The following is a 16,363-nucleotide window of genomic DNA, read 5'->3' as shown; positions in this document are numbered from 1 at the left end:
TCTCACTAGGGTGCGAGCAGCACCTTGACCGCCTTGCCGCGCTCCTGCTCGAGAATACGGAACGCCTCGTGGGCCTCGTCCAGGCCGACCTCGTGCGTCACGAGCAAGCCCGGGTCGATCGCGCCGGAGGCCAGGGCGCGCACCGCGTGCGTCCACGCGCGTGGCGGCGCGCCGAAGACGGTGTGCACGCTCACCTCACGCAGCACCAGCGAAGCCGGGTCGAGCGGGCGGTCGTCGTCGGCGGCGATCCCGGTCAGCGCGAGCAGCCCGCCCCTGCGAACCAACTCGGCCGCCATGCTCGCGGTGCCGGGTGCACCGGCGGCCTCGATCACCGCGTCGAACCGGCCGGCCAGTCGGCGCACGTCGGCAGGCGAGACCAGGGACGTGGCACCGCACTGCTCGGCCAGCCGGGCACGGTCCGGACTCGTGTGCACCACCAGGACCTCGGCGGCGCCCGCGGCACGCAGGAACTGCACCGCCAGCAGGCCAAGAGTGCCAGCACCCACCACAGCGCAGCGTTCGCCCGGCTGCACCGCCAGCTTCAGGCAGGCGGCGGCAACGCACGCGGCCGGCTCCAGCCCCGCGGCCGCCCGCAGGTCCGCTCCCGCCGGAAGGCGGTGCAGCAGGTCGGCAGGCACCACCAGGTGGTCCGACCATGCGCCGGGCAGGGTGAACCCGGTCTCGTCGTAGGGACCCTCGCAGAGGTTGGTGTCCCCGCGACGGCAGGAGGCGCAGGTGCGGCACGGCCGGATGCCCTCGCCGACGACGGCGGCGCCGATCAGGGACTCGGGGGTGTCCTCGCCCACGGCCACCACGGTGCCGGACCACTCGTGCCCCGGCACCACCGGATAGCGCACGTAGGCAGCCGGCCGGGTTCCGTTCAGCAGTTCCCGGTCGGAACCGCAGATTCCCGACCACGCGACCCTGACCAGTGCCTCGCCGGGGCCGGGCTCACCCGGCCCTCCGGGCCGCACCACCAACTCACCGGGAGCATCGATCCACACCGACCGCCCGCCGTTCACCTGGCCCGCCACACGATCAGCCGCTGCAGCAGGATGAACAGCAGCAACATCACCCCGATCGCGATCCTGGTCCACCACGAGCTCAGCGTGCCCTCGAAGATGATCAGCGTCTGGATGAGCCCGAGCACGAAAACACCCAGCACGGTGCCGAGAACGAATCCGAACCCGCCCATGAGCACGGTGCCCCCGATCACCACCGCCGCGATCGCGTCCAGTTCGAGACCCACGGCGTTCAGCGAGTTGCCGGAGAGCGTGTAGAAGGTCAGCAGCACACCGCCGAGCGCGGCGCAGAAGCCGCTGATCGTGTACACCGTCACCCGGGTGCGTGCCACGGGAAGGCCCATCAGGAACGCCGACCGCTTGTTGCCCCCGATCGCGTACACGGTGCGGCCGAGCCGGGTGTAGTGCAGGAGGTATGCCGCCACCAGCACGACACACACCGCGATCGTCGCGCTGATCGACAGGTGCAGGCCGCCGGGCAGCGGAACCGGGGTCTGCGCGATCGCGGTGAACACCCCGTCGTCCATGGAGATCGACTCGGTGCTCAGGGTGTAGGCCAGCCCCCTGGCCAGGAACATCCCCGCCAGCGTGACGACGAACGGCTGGATCTCGAAGTAGTGGATCACCGATCCCATGCCGAGCCCGAGCAGCGCGCCGGTCGCCAGCACGATCGGGATCACCAGCACGGCAGGCAGCCCAGCCTGTTCGGTGAGCACCGCGCACATCACGGTGGCCAGCGCGACCACGGAACCGACCGAGAGGTCGATGCCACCGGTGAGGATCACGAACGTCATGCCGACGGCGACGACGAGCAGGAACGCGTTGTCCACGAGGATGTTCAACAGCACCTGGCCGTCGCTGAACGCGTCGTAGCGGCCGACGCCGAAGACGTACGCGGCCAGCAGGATGGCCACGGTCGCCGCGATCGGCAGGTAGCGCGGATCAAGCGGGGACAGCCGGGATCGCCGCTGCCCCGGGGTGGTGCCGCGTCGCGACGCCGCTTCGGTGCCCGGAGACGTGGTGGGCGTGCTCATGCGGTCACCTCGGCTTCAGTCGCGGCGTCCCGCTGGGACCGCCCCGCCGTGGGTGCCGGTGGGCGACGTCGGCGCGAGAGCCGTGCCCGGAACGCGGGCGACTGGATGAGGCACACCGCCGTGACCACCAGTGCCTTGAACAGCAGCGTCGACTCCGGCGGGATGCCGAGGGTGTAGACGGTGGTGGTGAGCGTCTGGATCAGCAGCGCACCGAGCACCGTTCCTCCGAGGGAGAACCGGCCGCCGGAGAGCAGCGTGCCGCCGAGCACCACCGCGAGGATGGCGTCCAGTTCGATCCAGAGCCCCGCGTTGTTGCCGTCGGCGCTCGACACGTTCGAACTGATCATCAGGCCGGCGAGCCCCGCGCACAGAGCACACCAGGCGTAGACCACGACGAGGATCCGGCGGGACCGGATCCCGGCGAGCCGGCTGGCCTCGGGGTTGCCACCCACCGACTCGACGAGCATGCCGAGAGCGGACCGGCGTACCAGCAGCGCGGCCGCGGCGACCATGCCCAGTGCGACGATGATGGACGCGGGAAGGCCGAACCAGTAGCCACCGCCGAGCAGCCGGTACGGCCCCGAGTTGACGGTGATGATCTGCCCGCCGGTGACCAGCTGCGCGAGGCCCCGCCCGGCGACCATCAGGATGAGGGTGGCGATGATGGGCTGGATCCCGATCACCGAGACCAGGAAGCCGTTCCACAGGCCCAGTACGAGCGCGACGCCCAGTGCGATGCCGAGCGCGGCCAGCACACCGGCCACGCTGTTCTGCTCGGGCAGTTCGCTGATCCACAGGCAGGCGACGGCACCGCTGATGGCCACGACCGAGCCGACGGAGAGATCGATGCCCCGGGTGGCGACCACCAGCGTCATGCCGAGCGCCACTAGGATCAGCGGCGCGCCGAAGCGGAGGATGTCGATCAGGCTGCCGTAGAGGTGGCCGTCGCGCACCTGGATGCTGAAGAAGGACGGGGTCAGCGCCACGTTCAGCGCCAGGAGCACGGCCATCACCGCGGCGGGCCAGAACAGCCGGTGCCGGGCGAGGCTGCGAAGGACTGTCATGCCGCCTCCCCCTTCGCGATGGTGTGCAGGACCATGTCCGGGGTGAGCCCCTCGTTCGGCATCCGGTCCACCACGGCGCGGTCGCGCAGCACGGCCACCTGATGGCTGACCCGGAGCACCTCCTCCAGTTCGGCGGAGACGAACAGCACCGCCATGCCGTCCTCGGCGAGCTCGGCGATGAGTTTCTGGATCTCGGCCTTCGCACCGATGTCGATACCGCGGGTCGGCTCGTCGAGGATCAGCAGCCGCGGCTCGGTGAGCAACCACCTGGCCAGCAGCACCTTCTGCTGGTTCCCGCCGCTGAGATTGCCGACCAGCGCTTCCGGATCGGCGGGCCGGATCCGGAGCCGGTCGATGAAGCTCCGGGCGAGCTCCTCCTGGCGTCGCCGAGGCAGCGGCCGTGCCCACCCCCGCCGCGCTTGCAGCGCGAGCACGATGTTCTCCCGCACGGTCAGGTCCTCGACCAGACCGTCCGCCTTGCGGTTCTCCGGACAGAACGCCACGCCACGAGCGATCGCGGCCCGGGGAGAGCGCAGGTGCACGGTGCTCTCCCCGAGCCGCAGCGAGCCCTGATCCGCCCTGTCCGCACCGAAGAGCAGCCTGACCAGCTCAGTGCGTCCGGAGCCGAGCAGCCCGGCGAGGCCGACGACCTCGCCTTCGCGGATGTCGAGCGTGAAGGGCTCGATGTTGCCCTTGCGGCCGAGATCGACGGTGGCCGCGAACACGGGCGCCTGCCCCGCGCCGGACCGCCGGCGTGGGGGTTCCAGCTCGTCCAACGTGGCCAGCTCCCTGCCGATCATCGCGCGGACCAGATCGACCGGGGTGATCTCACTGGCCCGGTACTCCCCGACCAGCTTTCCGTTGCGCAGCACCGTCATCCGGTCGGAAATGGCGAAGACCTGCTCGATGAAGTGCGAGACGAACAGGATCGCCATCCCCTGGTCACGCAGCGTGCGGACGACGCCGAACAGCGTGGCCACCTCGTCGGCGTCGAGGCTCGATGTCGGTTCGTCGAGCACCAGCACCCGCGCCGACACGTCGACGGCACGCGCGATCGCGACGAGTTGCTGTACCGCGATCGAACAGGACCCGAGTTCCCTGCCCGGATCGATGTCCAGGTCCAGCCTGCGCAACAACTCCGCGCTGCGGTTCTTCATCGCCGTCCAGTGGATCCGGCCGAGTCGGCGCGGCTCCCTGCCGATGAAGATGTTCTCCGCCACCGAGAGATTCGGGCACAGGTTCACCTCCTGGTACACGGTGCTGATGCCGGCCTGCTGTGCCTGCAGCGGCCCGGCGAAGCGGACCGCGGAGCCGTTCAGCGAGATGTTCCCCGCATCCACGTGGTAGGCGCCGGTGAGCACTTTGATCAGGGTGGACTTACCGGCCCCGTTCTCCCCCATCAGCGCGTGTACCTCGCCGGGGAACATCCGGAAGGCCACGTCGTCGAGGGCGACGACACCGGGGAACTCCTTGCGGATACCGGTCATGCTCAGAATCGGGTCCATGGGCTACGCCGTTCCGGTCGGCTCAGTGAGCGGTTTCGACTGCTGCTGTGCTGCGCGAAGGGACCCACCGGGGGCATCCGGGCACGATCGCGGCGGCGGGTTGACAAGGCTCAGTACTTGCGGTCCGGCAGGGCCTTCTCCGCGGCCTGCTGGTCGAAGGCGGTCTCCTCGACCTCGACCCGCTTGGGCACCTGCTCACCAGCGGCGACCTTCTTCACGAGGTCCATCAGCTGCGGTCCGAGCAGCGGGTTACACTCCACCACGTAGTTGATCTCTCCGTCGGCGGCGGCTTGCAGCGCGTCCTTCACCCCGTCCACCGACACGATCTTGATGTCCTCACCCGGCTTCAGTCCCGCACCTTCGATCGCCTCGATGGCGCCGAGCGCCATGTCGTCGTTGTGCGCGTAGAGCACGTCGATCTCGCCTGCCGACTTCAGGAAGGCCTCCATGACCTCTTTGCCCTTGGCCCGGGTGAAGTCGCCGGTCTGCGAAGCGACGATCTTGTACTTGGCGTCGTTGCCGATCACCTCGGCGAAGCCCTGCTTGCGGTCGTTGGCCGGCGCCGAGCCGGTGGTGCCCTGCAGTTCGGCGATCCGCACGGTGCCCTCGGCGTCACCGAACTCCTCGGTCACCCAGCGCCCTGCCTTGCGTCCCTCCTCGACGAAGTCCGAGCCGAGGAAGGTCTCGTAGAGGGAGGTGTCCGGCGAGTCGATGGCCCTGTCGGTGAGCACCACGGGGATGTCGGCCCGCTGCGCCTCCTTGAGCACGGTGTCCCAGCCGGACTCGACCACCGGGGAGAAGGCGATGACGTCGACCCGCTGCTGGATGAACGAGCGGATGGCCTTGATCTGGTTCTCCTGCTTCTGCTGGGCGTCGGAGAACTTCAGCTCGATTCCGGCGTCCCGGGCGGCCTGCCGGACCGACTTGGTGTTCGCTGTCCGCCAGCCACTTTCGGCACCCACCTGGGCGAACCCGAGGGTGATGCTGTCACCGCCGCCCGAGCCTCCGGCACTGCCACATCCCGCGGCGACCATGAGTGCGGCGGCACCCGCCGCCAGTGCGGCCATTCTCCTGCGCAACACGGCATTCACTCCTTGATCCACATTGATCCGGATATTTTGTTACCGCTAACATCATTGCCGGGAACCGTTGCCGGGGAGGGTCGTTCGCACGTTCAGACCCGGCGCGGTCCCGTGCTCTCCCGCACGATCAACTCCGCTGGCACGATCGACCGCGAAGCCGGCTTCTCACCCTCGATCTGCCGGGACAACTGGCCGAACGTCGTGCGCCCCAGTGCGATGAAGTCCTGGCGGACCGTGGTCAGCGGCGGCGAGAAGTACGCCGCCTCCGGGACGTCGTCGTAGCCGGCGACGTGCACGTCCCCGGGTACGGAGACGCCCGCTTCGGAGAACGCGCGCAGCACGCCGAGCGCCATCTGGTCGTTGGCGACGAACACCGCCGTCACCCCGCCGTGGTCGAGCAGCTCCCGGCCGGCCTCGTAGCCGGAGCGTGGACTCCAGTCGCCGCGCGACACCGGCGGCAGCTCCGCTCCCCATTCGGTCAGCGTCGTCCGCCATGCGCGTTCGCGGGCTGTCGCATCCAGCCAGTCCTCGGGGCCCGCGACATGCCACACGGTCTCGTGCCCGAGGGCGAGCAGGTGCTCGGTGACCCTGCGCGCACCGTCACCCTGATCCACGGCCACCACCGGAACCGGCGCCTGGTCGGTGTCGGCGACAGCCACGAGGGGCAGGTCTCGCGGGATGCCCTCCAGCACCTTGCCGGTCGCGACGTGCGGCGCGATCACCACGATGCCCTCGACGCCCTGCAACCGCAGGTCCTCGACCGCGCCCGCGATGGAGGAGCCGTCCGGCTGGCCGACGCTCGCGATCGAGATCCCGTACCCGGACTCCCGAGCGGCGTTCTCGATGCCGAAGAGCGTGCTCGCCGGGCCGTAGAGCACCGAGTCCAGCGCGACGACGCCGAGCGCTCGCGAGCGGCCGGTCGCCAGCGCCCGTGCGAGCGAGTTCGGCCGGTAGCCCAGTTCCTCGACGGCGGCGAGCACACGACGTCGCGTCTCCGCGCGCACCGAGCCGTTGCCGTTGATGACGCGCGACACCGTCATGTGGGACACCCCCGCCAGCGCGGCGACGTCGGTGAGCGCGGGCTGCCTCGCCACGTCGTCTCCTCTCGTCGCGAGCCTTGAATGTTAGCGATAACACTCCTGGAGTCAAGGGGCCTGAGGAAGTGGGCGCTCGCTGACGGCCGAAGTCTGGGCGCTGCGGGCCCGGCCGATCACCGTCACCCCGACGGGCCTCCCCCAGACCCGCCGCTGCCCCGGCCTCGGACGCGGTTCCCCTCGCATCGGGACACCCGCGAGCCCCGGCACCGAGCGAGGTCGCTCATGCATCGTCGACATCGACGGCACCGCCGGAACCATCACCGCATCAGCGAACGCCTGTCCGTCCCGGCCGTCGAGATCGACGGAGACCTCCTCGCCACCCTGGCACGCTGACGGAGATGCACCCGGCAGGGCAGAAGAACGAGGAGCTCCTGAAGGCCTCCCGCCGCGCCCCTCTCGACCTCGGCTGTCGCGGTTGACGACCGCTCATCCGGCACGGGCCCCTGGTGGGCGTGGAGCAAGGCTCTTGATCCATTCGGGGTCGTTCGCGGTCTTTCCGACGGCGGTTGCGCCGCCGGGAGACCCGAGGTTCTCGAAGAAGGCGCGGCTGGCGTCGATGTGGTCGCGCCACTGGTCGGGCAGGACGGACTCGTGCCGGATGGCCTCCATCGGGCAGGCGGGTTCGCAGGCCCCGCAGTCGATGCACTCGTCGGGATGGATGTACAGCATCCGCTCGCCCTCGTAGATGCAGTCGACAGGGCATTGTTCGACGCAGCTCTTGTCGAGCACGTCCAGGCACGGCTCGGAGATCACGTAGGGCATCTCGTCTCCACGTCAGTCGTGCTGGACGAACAGCGTCACGCCGCCGTCGGCGAAGTTGTCGATGTCGGCGGCCGCGGCCTGCCCCTCCGGTGAGCCGAGCGCTTCGGCGAGCTTCTCCGCTGTGGGGAAGGCAAGCTCGGCAATCAGGTAGTACGGGGGCTCGCCGTCGCCCACTGCCGCGCAGCGGCGCGCGGTAAAGGTCGCCACGCCCGGTACCTTCTCGGCGAGTCGCCGGTGCGTGTTCTCGTAGTAGCTGTCGAACGTCGCGGGATCCTGTGGATGTCCATAGGCGACGGTCAGGATGTGCATAGCCGTGCTCCTTCCGCAATCGCAAGAGAGATCATCGTGTGCCGGTCGCCGACCTTGACCCGTTCGGCACCACGGCGGCGGCCCAGCTCCTGTTCGGCTGCGTCAATCCGCAGCCACCCTGACCAGTCGGTGTGCCGGGCTCCGCGCTCGTCCAGTACCCGGCGCAGCCGCTCCGTGCTGGGATGGGCGGGAGCGGGCAGCCGCGGGAGGTCTTCGAGCACGGCGGCTGCGGTTTCCGCGCCATCGGCCTTGTTCGTACCGATCACACCGCTGGGGCCACGCTTGAGCCAGCCGGCGACGTACAGCCCAGGTGAGACTCGCCCGTGCTCGTGGGAGACCGTGCCGGTGGCGGGGTCGAACGGGAGCCCGTCGACCGGCTCGCTCCGGTAGCCGACGGCGCGGACGACGAGCCCCGCGCCGATGGTGTGCCACTCGCCGGTCGGGGAGATACGGCCGCGCTCCACGGTGTTGCGCTCGGCCACGACCTGCCGGACCCGGTCGTCACCACGCAACGCCACGGGGCTGCGCTGGAACCACAGGTGGACGCCGCGCTCGCCGGCACCACGCTCGCGGGCTGCCCATTCGCGCAGGATCCCCAGGTTCTGTCGCCGGCGGAGATCAAGGTCCTCGTCGTCAGGCCGGTCCAGCGTTCCGTCGTCGTGCACCACCACCCGGGTGTCGTCCAGCTCGCCGAGCTGCCGCAGCTCGGCCGGGGTGAACCTGGCGTCCCGCGGTCCTCTGCGGACCAGGATGTGGATGTCGCGGACGCGACTGGCCGCGAGCGCGGCGAGCACCCGATCGGGAACATCGGTGCCTCGCAGCCGATCGGCCCTCGTGGCAAGGACACGCGCCACGTCCAGTGCGACGTTGCCGGCACCGATCACGACGGCCCCCGGCTGATCCAGCGGAGGCGCGAAGTCCGCCAGATCCGGGTGCCCGCAGTACCAACCGACGAGGCGGCTCGAACCGATGCTGCCGGCGAGACCTTCACCCGGGATGTCCAGTGATCTGTCGAGCGGGCAGCCGGTGGCGTAAACGACGGCGTGGTAGTGCTCGCGGAGCTGTGCCAACGACACGTCCCGGCCGACCGTGACGTTGCCGATGAACCCGGCACCCGTGGCGAACGGCTTCCGCAACACACCGACGACGGACTTCATCCGCACGTGGTCGGGAGCGACGCCGTAACGCACGAGACCGTACGGTGCCGCGAGGCGATCGATGACATCGACCTCCGCGCCGCCATCCAGCAGGCACTGGGCCGTGTACAGGCCCGCGGGACCCGCTCCGACGACCACGACCCTGCCGGTGTCTGACCGCGTCACCAGACCACCCGCAGGGACTCCAGCCCTCGGAAGAAGTAACTGGCGATGTAGGTGGGCTCGTAGTCCTCGGCCAGGCGCAACCCGGGCAGCTGGTCGAACAGCGTCTGCAGGGCCACCCTGATCTCGGCACGAGCAAGCGGTGCGCCGGGGCAGGTGTGCAGGCCCTTGCCGAACGCGACGTGGTCGTGGGTGTTCGGCCGGTCCAGGTCGACGGCGTCCGGGTCCGGGAACACGGTCTCGTCGCGGTTCGCCGATCCGAACAGCAGTAGCAGGACGGCGCCCTGGGGCAGCACGGTGCCTCCGAGCTCGACCTCCCGGGTCGTGATCCGGAACAACCCGCGGTGCGGGGCGTCGCGGCGCAGGGCTTCTTCGGTCACCTTCATGATCGTCCGGTTGGGATCCTCGGCGATCCGGTCGCGGACGGCCGGGTCCTGCAATGCCACGAGTACGGTCGCGGTGATCGCGTCGCGGGTCGTGTCGAAGCCGGCGACCCGTGCGGCACCGCGGATGATGTTGTGGATGTAGTCGTCGGAGAGGCCGGGGAAACCGTTCGCGCCGTGCACGAGCGCGGAGATCATGTCCTCGCGTGGGCGAGCCCTGCGATCGTCGATCTGCTCCTGCAGGTAGCGGGTGTAGTCACCCATCCGGCGCGCGGCGGCGACCCGGTCGCCGACGGGAGCGAGCGGGTTCCACAGCATGGCGACGTCGTCGGTCCACGCCTGGATGCGGTCGGTGTCCTCGGGCGGGAATCCGATCACCGCGTTGATGATCGTCTGCACGTACGGAATGGCGTACTCGCTGACGAGATCGGCGGCGCCACCGGTGAAACCGTCGACGAGTTCGCCCGCACGCTGCTTCATCAGCGGTAACAGCGCGCGGACGCGGGCGCCGCTGACACCGGCGTCGAACAGCGCGCGCATCTGCCGGTGCCGGGGTTCGTCCTCGTTGACGACCATGGTCGTCTCCGGCACGTTGCCGGCCTCCAGCTCGGCGACGACCTCGGGCGGGTTGTCGTAGATCATCGGCAGGGCCGCTGCCGAGGAGAAGGTGTCCGGGTCGTCGAGCACGGTCTTGATGTCGGCGTAACGGCTGACCATGTAGGCGCCGATCGACGGGCTCAACGTGATCGGCCGTTCGCGTGCGGCCCGGTAGAACAGGTGTGGGTCTTCGCGATGCGGACTGACCATGGGATTGAAGTCGAACGCGGCATCGGCGTCGGCTGTGTCGGTGCTGGTCATCAGACCCTCCTTTGCGTCTGGTGTGTCCAGAACGTTAGGAGGGCGACTGACGGAGGGCGATCCGCTGTGCGCGGCCCGGCTGGCCGATTCGCGCAGGCCGGCCTAGTCGGCCCGCAGTGTCTCTGAGGGCGCGCTCCCATAGCGCTCCCGGTACACGGCGGCGAACCGTCCCAGGTGGACGAATCCCCATCGGCCCGCGATCTCGGCGACCGTGTGCCGCGCCGGGTCTGCCGCTCGCAGGTCGTCGTGCACGTGGCGGAGCCGCACCCGACGCAGGTACGCCGTCGGCGACTGCCCCATGTGCCGCAGGAACCCCTCCTGCAGGGCCCGCGCGCTCAGGCCGATGCGCTTGGCCAGGTCGACCACCGTCCACGGCAGTTCCGGGTGGGCATCCAGCAGCTCCACGGCACGACGGACCGACTCGGGAGTGGGTTGCCGCGGACGCGTGGCCAGCCTGTCCCGGTAAGGGTGGTTCACCGCGTGCAGCAACGCGGTGATCACACTCTGTGTCAGGGGGCGGGACACCATGGGCTGGGACAGCGGCCCGTCCGGTTCACGCGCCAGTTCGATCAGCGACTGGACGAGCGTCCACCACTGGTGGCCGGGACCGCGCCGCAGGTCGATCGACCCGCCGAGGCGGACAACCGACGTCACGGGCGCGTCGATGAGCTCCGCCAGCTGCGACTCCAGTGCCCTGCGCTCGATCTTCAGTCCGAACAGGCTGCCGCCGCCCACCCAGCCGTGCAGCGTCGCGGGACTGTCCGGCCAGTAGACGGCGGCCAGCCCAGGCCCGGCGCACACCTCGCCGTAGGCGGTACGGGTATGCAGCAGCCCTCCGAGCGGGACGTTGATCTCGTATCCGGTCTCCAGCTCGCCGGTGGTCAGCCGCACCTCACCGGCGTAGGACAGCAGTCCGGCGGACACCGGCCCCACCTTCGTCGCCGAGAGCGACATGCCGAACCGGGCCGGATCGTGCAGCACCGTGAGCCGGTGCGGGAAATACACCTCCCCGCAGCGGCTGCTCGCCTCATCCGGGTCGGAGGTCCGGATGCGGGTAGCCGACATGACACCTCCACGTGCCCGGTTCACCGTACCCAAGGATGAACGGCCGCGCCGGAATGTCAATCGTGGCGTTCCGCTGTCACGTACGGCGTCGCGGGTCAGCTGTCGACGTCCACGCGGGAGAGCGTCGAGGAGAGCTTCCGGGTCGCCCTCAGCACGCTCGCCACGACGGCGTCCTTGCGCCCACCGAGCACGCGGGAGGTGGGACCCGCGATGGAGATGGCGCCAACCGAACGCGTGATCCCGTTACGGCTGACCATGATCGGCGCGGCGACCGAAGACAGTCCGACCTCGAACTATACGAGCACCTGATCAAGTTCAACCACGACTTCGTCGGGCGCGAGGCGCTGGAGCGCATGGCCGGAGACAACCACCGTCGCAAAGTAACGTTGGAGTGGAACGCCGAGGACTTCGGCCGCGCCTGCGCGTCCTACTTCACCGCCGCCGAGACCCCGGCGAAATTCATCGACCTCCCTCGCGCCAACTACTCCACGTGGCAGTACGACGCCGTGCTGGACGGTCACGGTCGCACCGTCGGAGTCGCGAACTACACCTGCGCAAGCTGGAACGAGCGCGCCATGCTGTCAGTGGCCGTCGTCGAGCCGGAGTTCGCCGAGCCGGGCAAGCAGCTGACCCTGCTCTGGGGCGAGCCCGACGGCGGAGCCAAGAGCACGCCGTGGCTGGAGCCGCACAGCCAGGTGGAGATCCGCGCCACCGTCGTCAAGAGCTACGCAGACTGAGAACGCACTATGTTCCTCACGCCACGCGAAGGTACGACGTCGCGCCTCGACCTCTTGCGCGACTTCTCGCTCGAGATGACCGGCAAGGACGTCAACTCGTTGCACGAAGCCAGCTCTGGGATCCCCACCGGCACCCGGGTCAACGTGACCTACCTTGCCCACGAGGACCTCCGGCTGCGGGTGACGGCTGCCCGGAGTGTGCGCGATCTCGGGCTGGTGCCAGTGCCGCACGTGTCCGCACGCCGCCTGCGCAGCCGTGGGGCGCTCGACGAGTTCCTCGGCGCTCTGCGGGCGGACGGCAACACCGATCGTCTGTTCCTGGTGGCGGGTGACCCGCGGACTCCCGAGGGGCCGTACACCGACACCCTGGCGATCATCGAGTCGGGCGTGCTCGAGGAGAACGGCGTCCGAGAGGTGGGGATCTCAGGGTATCCGGAGGGACACCCCGAGATCCCTGACGACACGCTCTGGCGCTCCCTGGAAGACAAGGTGTTCGCGCTGCACGAGCGCGCCATCGACGCCACGGTGACGACGCAGTTCGGGTTCGACGCCGACACGGTGCTGCACTGGGTGGAGAAGGTGCGGGGTCGCGGTGTCACCGTTCCCGTCAGAGTCGGGGTGCCGGGGCCCGCTGGCGCCAAACGACTACTCACCTACGCCAGCCGGTTCGGAGTCGGCACCAGCGCGGGCATCGCCAAGAAGTACGGGCTCTCACTCACCAACCTGATGAGCAAGACCGGGCCCGACCGCTTCATCAACACGCTGGGTGAGCGTTACAACGAGCAGCGCCACGGTGAGTTGCACCTGCACTTCTACACTTTCGGCGGCATCCAAGCGACCGCCGAGTGGGTTCTGCAGTACAAGGAGTCCACACCATGAGCCCCCAAGCCTGCCTGGTCGTGCATGGCACCGACCGGCCCGGCATCGTCGGTGCCGTCGGAACGGTGCTGCGCAAGCACGACGCCAACATCGTGTCCCTCGACCAGTACTCCGACAACCCGCACGGCGGCGCCTACTTCCAACGCACGATCTTCGGTCACGAGAACCTGACGGCCGTGCTGCCTGCCATCGAGGAGAGCCTCGACGAGGCCTTCGCCGACGGCTTTCAGCTGTCATTCACCCTGCGTGACATCTCCGTGCCCAAGCGGGTGGCGATCTTCGCCTCCAAGTCCGACCACTGCCTGCTGGACCTGCTGTGGCGCCAGCGACGCGGAGAGCTCCCGATCACCATCTCGATGGTCATCTCGAATCACCCCGACCTCGCCGACGAGACTCGCAGCTTCGGCATCCCCTTCTTCCACGTGCCGGTCGCGCGCGAGAACAAGTCAGACGCCGAAAAGGAACAACTCAAACTGGTCGCCGGCAACGTCGACTTTGTCGTGCTGGCTCGCTACATGCAGATCTTGTCGCCAGATTTCATCGACGAGGTCGCGGTGCCGATCATCAACATCCACCACTCGTTCCTGCCGGCCTTCATCGGCGCCGGGCCCTACGCGAAGGCCAAGGCCCGTGGTGTCAAGCTGATCGGCGCGACGGCACACTACGTGACCGAGGACCTCGACGAAGGTCCGATCATCGAGCAGGACGTCGTCCGAGTCACGCATGCGCACACCACGCAGGATCTGCAGCTGCGCGGGGCGGACGTCGAGCGTGCCGTTCTCTCGCGCGCGGTGCTCTGGCACAGCCAGGACCGCGTCATCCGTCACGGGAACCAGACGGTCGTCTTTGCGTGAAGTGGTGAGCGCACACAACATGCCGTCGCCTCATGGGCAACGTCGTCATCGGCAACCCGATGCAGACACCGGCGTCCACGGATCTCGAATCCGGTGTGGACGGTCGGCTTCTGGTCGTCGATCCGTCATCGTGGGAACGCCGTGCTGGCCGACCACGATGGCGGCGTGCGACGGCCTTCGGTCCCGGCCGCCTGTACAGGCCTGGAGGAATGGGCGTTCCGGCCGGGAATCCCCGATGAGGCCGGGCTGGCACGGCCTCGGGCACCGCTGCGAGCACCTGGGGGATGCTCGACCGCGTCTCACACCATTGGTCGACGTACCGGCGGCGGTCCTTGATGATCTCGCGGAACCGGTCGAACTACTTCTTGCCACCTCACGCTCCTTGATCTCGCGGCGTCGAGGTGACGAACGTCGCGGGGACACCGCCGTCACTCGAGCCGGCTGTTCGGCCGAGACGAACGTTCGCGAGGTCCGAACACGGGCCTTTTCGCTCACGCGCCTTGTTTCTACGGTCGCCGTGACGACAACCCTGAAAGGGCAGCATTGAATATGGCGACGATCAGCGAAGACAAGGATCCTAATCCGCCGAACGCTGGGGAGATGGTCGAGATCCGGCTGATCAGGCACGGCCAGACCATCGGCTACCACGCCGATCTGGGACTCACCGACCTTGGACGGCAGCAAGCGGCCGCGAAGGCGGCCGAGCTGGCGGGCACGTTACGACCGGGCGAGCCGGTCCGGATCGTCCACGCCCCCCTGGTCCGTGCCGCGGAAACGGCAGGCGAGATCGCGCGCGGCCTCGTGGCGGCCGGCTTCGGCCTGGCGGGGACAGACCCCACCGTCGACCGACGGTTCGACAACTTCCGGCTGTGGTGCGGCAACAGGGCACTCGACCCGACCGAGGCCTATGCGGTCTATGCCGAGGCACTCGAGGGTGACCGGTCCTCGCGGCCGCCCTGGTTCGACGAGATGGACCAGTTCTGGAAGATCTTGGCCGCGGGAGAGGACCCGATCACTTACTGGCTCACCCAGCCGACCCAGCACTGGGAACCAGCTGCCCTTGCTGTCCGCAGGTTCTGGCACGGCATGGTCGGCTCTGCCCGCGACGCCGTGCCCGGTCTCCGGCTGCTGGTGGCGACCCACTCGGGCTGCATCCGCGCGGTCGCGGCGGCCGCATTCGGCTACGACCCCGGAGAACCGGAGAACACCGAAGACGTTCGCATCGTTCTGCCCGTCGGCGGCGAGCGAGGTCGGCTCACCTACCGAGGCCGGACGGTCGAGGTCGTCGCGCCGACCACCGCGGCCCCTCCTTGGGTTTCCGATGTGACGAGTCACCACCAGGCCGAGGAACCCACACCCGCTCGACTTTGACAGGAGTGCAAGCCTGAGCCGCGCATCGGCGCGGGCACGTCGAGCGGTGAGACGCCATACCCGGTCGTTGATCGCGATCAACGACCGCGCACATCAGCTTCACCTGGCCGCAGCGGGCGCTGAGCCTGGCCGAGGGACTTGGCCTCGAGCTCGTGACGGGCGGTGCCCTGTTCCCGTCGTTCACCGGCGAGCACCTCGACCCGTCCAAGGTGATCAACCGGGTCAGGGAGGCGATGGCCGCTGTCGACTATGACTGGGTGACCTCACACGTGTTCCGCAAGACGGTGGCGACCATGCTCGACGAGGCGGGCTTGCCCACCACCGCAATCGCCGACCAGCTCGACAACACCCGGGCAGTCGCGGAGCGCCATACCGCAAGCCCCGCATCGCCAACCAAGCCAACGCCGACGCACTCGAAGACGTCCTGTGAGAGGACCACCATGATCCCCGAGTCTTTCGCCTCTTTTTCGCCCCTGAGCCGGACGAAGGCCCCTCAGAAGGGCCAGCGCGAGCCGCTGACCTGCGGCGAAGCTCCCCCGGTTGGACTCGAACCAACAACCCTTCGGTTAACAGCCGAATGCTCTGCCAATTGAGCTACAGGGGATCGCTCGGTGTCGGCCGGATCCCTCCAGCCAACGATGTAACACTCTAACCCATCCCCGATCACCGCCGTGCACCACCCCCGGACGTCGGCGCGAGCGCGCGGGGCGGTCCTGCGGGACAATGAAAACACCAGGTCACCAGCGACGAGGAGGCATCAGGGTATGAAGACGTTCCTGCTTGGCGCGGCGGTGGGCTACGTGCTGGGCGCACGGGCGGGGCGTGCGCGCTACGAGCAGATCGTGCGCACCTACCGCAAGATCGCGGACCACCCGGCCGTGCAGGGTGCCGCAGGCGTGGCGAGGGCGAAGGTCGGCGAGAAGGTGGGCGATCGCCTGCCGTTCACCCACCGCGGCGGGGCAGCGCACGGCAGCAACGGCCAGCACTCGAGCGAACCCCGCGCCGCGCAAGCCTGACCAGCG

The 16,363-nt window shown here is 69.0% G+C and carries 17 protein-coding genes and 1 tRNA gene; 5 read left to right on the top strand and 13 right to left on the bottom strand.

Annotated features, from left to right (window positions below):
• Positions 1-5: 5 nt before the first annotated feature.
• From BAY60_RS15810 to BAY60_RS15755, 12 genes are all read right to left on the bottom strand, one after another.
• Positions 6-1,034 (bottom strand): zinc-dependent alcohol dehydrogenase, encoded by a 1,029-nt coding sequence (locus BAY60_RS15810; RefSeq protein ID WP_211330335.1) that lies wholly within the window; start codon positions 1,032-1,034, stop codon positions 6-8.
• Positions 1,019-2,056 (bottom strand): galactofuranose ABC transporter, permease protein YjfF, encoded by a 1,038-nt coding sequence (gene yjfF / locus BAY60_RS15805; protein WP_112281682.1) that lies wholly within the window; start codon positions 2,054-2,056, stop codon positions 1,019-1,021. Before yjfF ends, BAY60_RS15810 begins: the two co-directional genes overlap by 16 nt.
• Entirely contained in the window at positions 2,053-3,120 is a 1,068-nt protein-coding gene (locus BAY60_RS15800; protein ID WP_112281681.1) for an ABC transporter permease, read from the bottom strand. The genes yjfF and BAY60_RS15800 overlap by 4 nt, the downstream gene beginning before the upstream one ends.
• A complete protein-coding gene (locus tag BAY60_RS15795; protein WP_245992521.1) occupies positions 3,117-4,625 on the bottom strand; it encodes a sugar ABC transporter ATP-binding protein in 1,509 nt (502 codons plus the stop codon). The genes BAY60_RS15800 and BAY60_RS15795 overlap by 4 nt, the downstream gene beginning before the upstream one ends.
• Before the next feature lie 110 nt (positions 4,626-4,735).
• Positions 4,736-5,692, bottom strand: coding sequence for an ABC transporter substrate-binding protein (locus tag BAY60_RS15790; protein ID WP_112281680.1), 957 nt, complete (start codon positions 5,690-5,692; stop codon positions 4,736-4,738).
• 107 nt (positions 5,693-5,799) lie between these two features.
• Positions 5,800-6,801, bottom strand: coding sequence for a LacI family DNA-binding transcriptional regulator (locus BAY60_RS15785; RefSeq protein ID WP_281272723.1), 1,002 nt, complete (start codon positions 6,799-6,801; stop codon positions 5,800-5,802).
• A gap of 429 nt (positions 6,802-7,230) precedes the next feature.
• Positions 7,231-7,566, bottom strand: a complete 336-nt coding sequence (gene fdxA / locus BAY60_RS15780) for a ferredoxin (protein ID WP_112281679.1) — start codon at positions 7,564-7,566, stop codon at positions 7,231-7,233.
• Positions 7,567-7,578: 12 nt separating this feature from the next.
• Complete coding sequence (locus tag BAY60_RS15775) at positions 7,579-7,875, bottom strand: EthD family reductase (RefSeq protein ID WP_112281678.1); 297 nt, start codon at positions 7,873-7,875, stop codon at positions 7,579-7,581.
• The gene (locus BAY60_RS15770; protein ID WP_112281677.1) at positions 7,863-9,197 is read right to left on the bottom strand and encodes an FAD-dependent oxidoreductase; all 1,335 of its coding nucleotides are present in this window, start codon (positions 9,195-9,197) and stop codon (positions 7,863-7,865) included. The genes BAY60_RS15775 and BAY60_RS15770 overlap by 13 nt, the downstream gene beginning before the upstream one ends.
• Positions 9,194-10,435, bottom strand: coding sequence for a cytochrome P450 (locus BAY60_RS15765; protein ID WP_112281676.1), 1,242 nt, complete (start codon positions 10,433-10,435; stop codon positions 9,194-9,196). The genes BAY60_RS15770 and BAY60_RS15765 overlap by 4 nt, the downstream gene beginning before the upstream one ends.
• 102 nt (positions 10,436-10,537) lie before the next feature.
• Positions 10,538-11,500 (bottom strand): AraC family transcriptional regulator, encoded by a 963-nt coding sequence (locus BAY60_RS15760; RefSeq protein WP_112281675.1) that lies wholly within the window; start codon positions 11,498-11,500, stop codon positions 10,538-10,540.
• A 95-nt stretch (positions 11,501-11,595) separates the two neighbouring features.
• Positions 11,596-11,757: a hypothetical protein gene (locus tag BAY60_RS15755; protein ID WP_112281674.1), complete on the bottom strand. Its 162-nt coding sequence runs from the start codon at positions 11,755-11,757 to the stop codon at positions 11,596-11,598.
• A gap of 96 nt (positions 11,758-11,853) precedes the next feature.
• Between BAY60_RS15755 and BAY60_RS15750 the strand changes: the two genes are divergently transcribed.
• From BAY60_RS15750 to BAY60_RS15735, 4 genes are all read left to right on the top strand, one after another.
• Positions 11,854-12,237: a hypothetical protein gene (locus BAY60_RS15750; protein WP_112281673.1), complete on the top strand. Its 384-nt coding sequence runs from the start codon at positions 11,854-11,856 to the stop codon at positions 12,235-12,237.
• A 9-nt stretch (positions 12,238-12,246) separates the two neighbouring features.
• Entirely contained in the window at positions 12,247-13,116 is an 870-nt protein-coding gene (locus BAY60_RS15745; RefSeq protein ID WP_112281672.1) for a methylenetetrahydrofolate reductase, read from the top strand.
• Positions 13,113-13,970, top strand: coding sequence for a formyltetrahydrofolate deformylase (purU, locus tag BAY60_RS15740; RefSeq protein ID WP_112281671.1), 858 nt, complete (start codon positions 13,113-13,115; stop codon positions 13,968-13,970). The genes BAY60_RS15745 and purU overlap by 4 nt, the downstream gene beginning before the upstream one ends.
• Before the next feature lie 549 nt (positions 13,971-14,519).
• Positions 14,520-15,341: a histidine phosphatase family protein gene (locus BAY60_RS15735; protein WP_112281670.1), complete on the top strand. Its 822-nt coding sequence runs from the start codon at positions 14,520-14,522 to the stop codon at positions 15,339-15,341.
• A gap of 531 nt (positions 15,342-15,872) precedes the next feature.
• Here BAY60_RS15735 and BAY60_RS15725 read toward each other — a convergent pair.
• Positions 15,873-15,945: transfer RNA gene (locus BAY60_RS15725), tRNA-Asn, on the bottom strand.
• Between the two features lie 160 nt (positions 15,946-16,105).
• On the opposite strand from BAY60_RS15725, the gene BAY60_RS15720 reads away from it, so the two are divergent.
• Positions 16,106-16,357, top strand: coding sequence for a hypothetical protein (locus BAY60_RS15720; RefSeq protein ID WP_112281669.1), 252 nt, complete (start codon positions 16,106-16,108; stop codon positions 16,355-16,357).
• Positions 16,358-16,363 lie beyond the last annotated feature (6 nt).

This window comes from Prauserella muralis (assembly GCF_003202285.1).
Taxonomy (GTDB): Bacteria; Actinomycetota; Actinomycetes; order Mycobacteriales; family Pseudonocardiaceae; genus Prauserella_B; species Prauserella_B muralis.
Note: the sequence above shows the minus strand (reverse complement) of the source record. Positions and strands in the feature narration are given on the sequence as shown.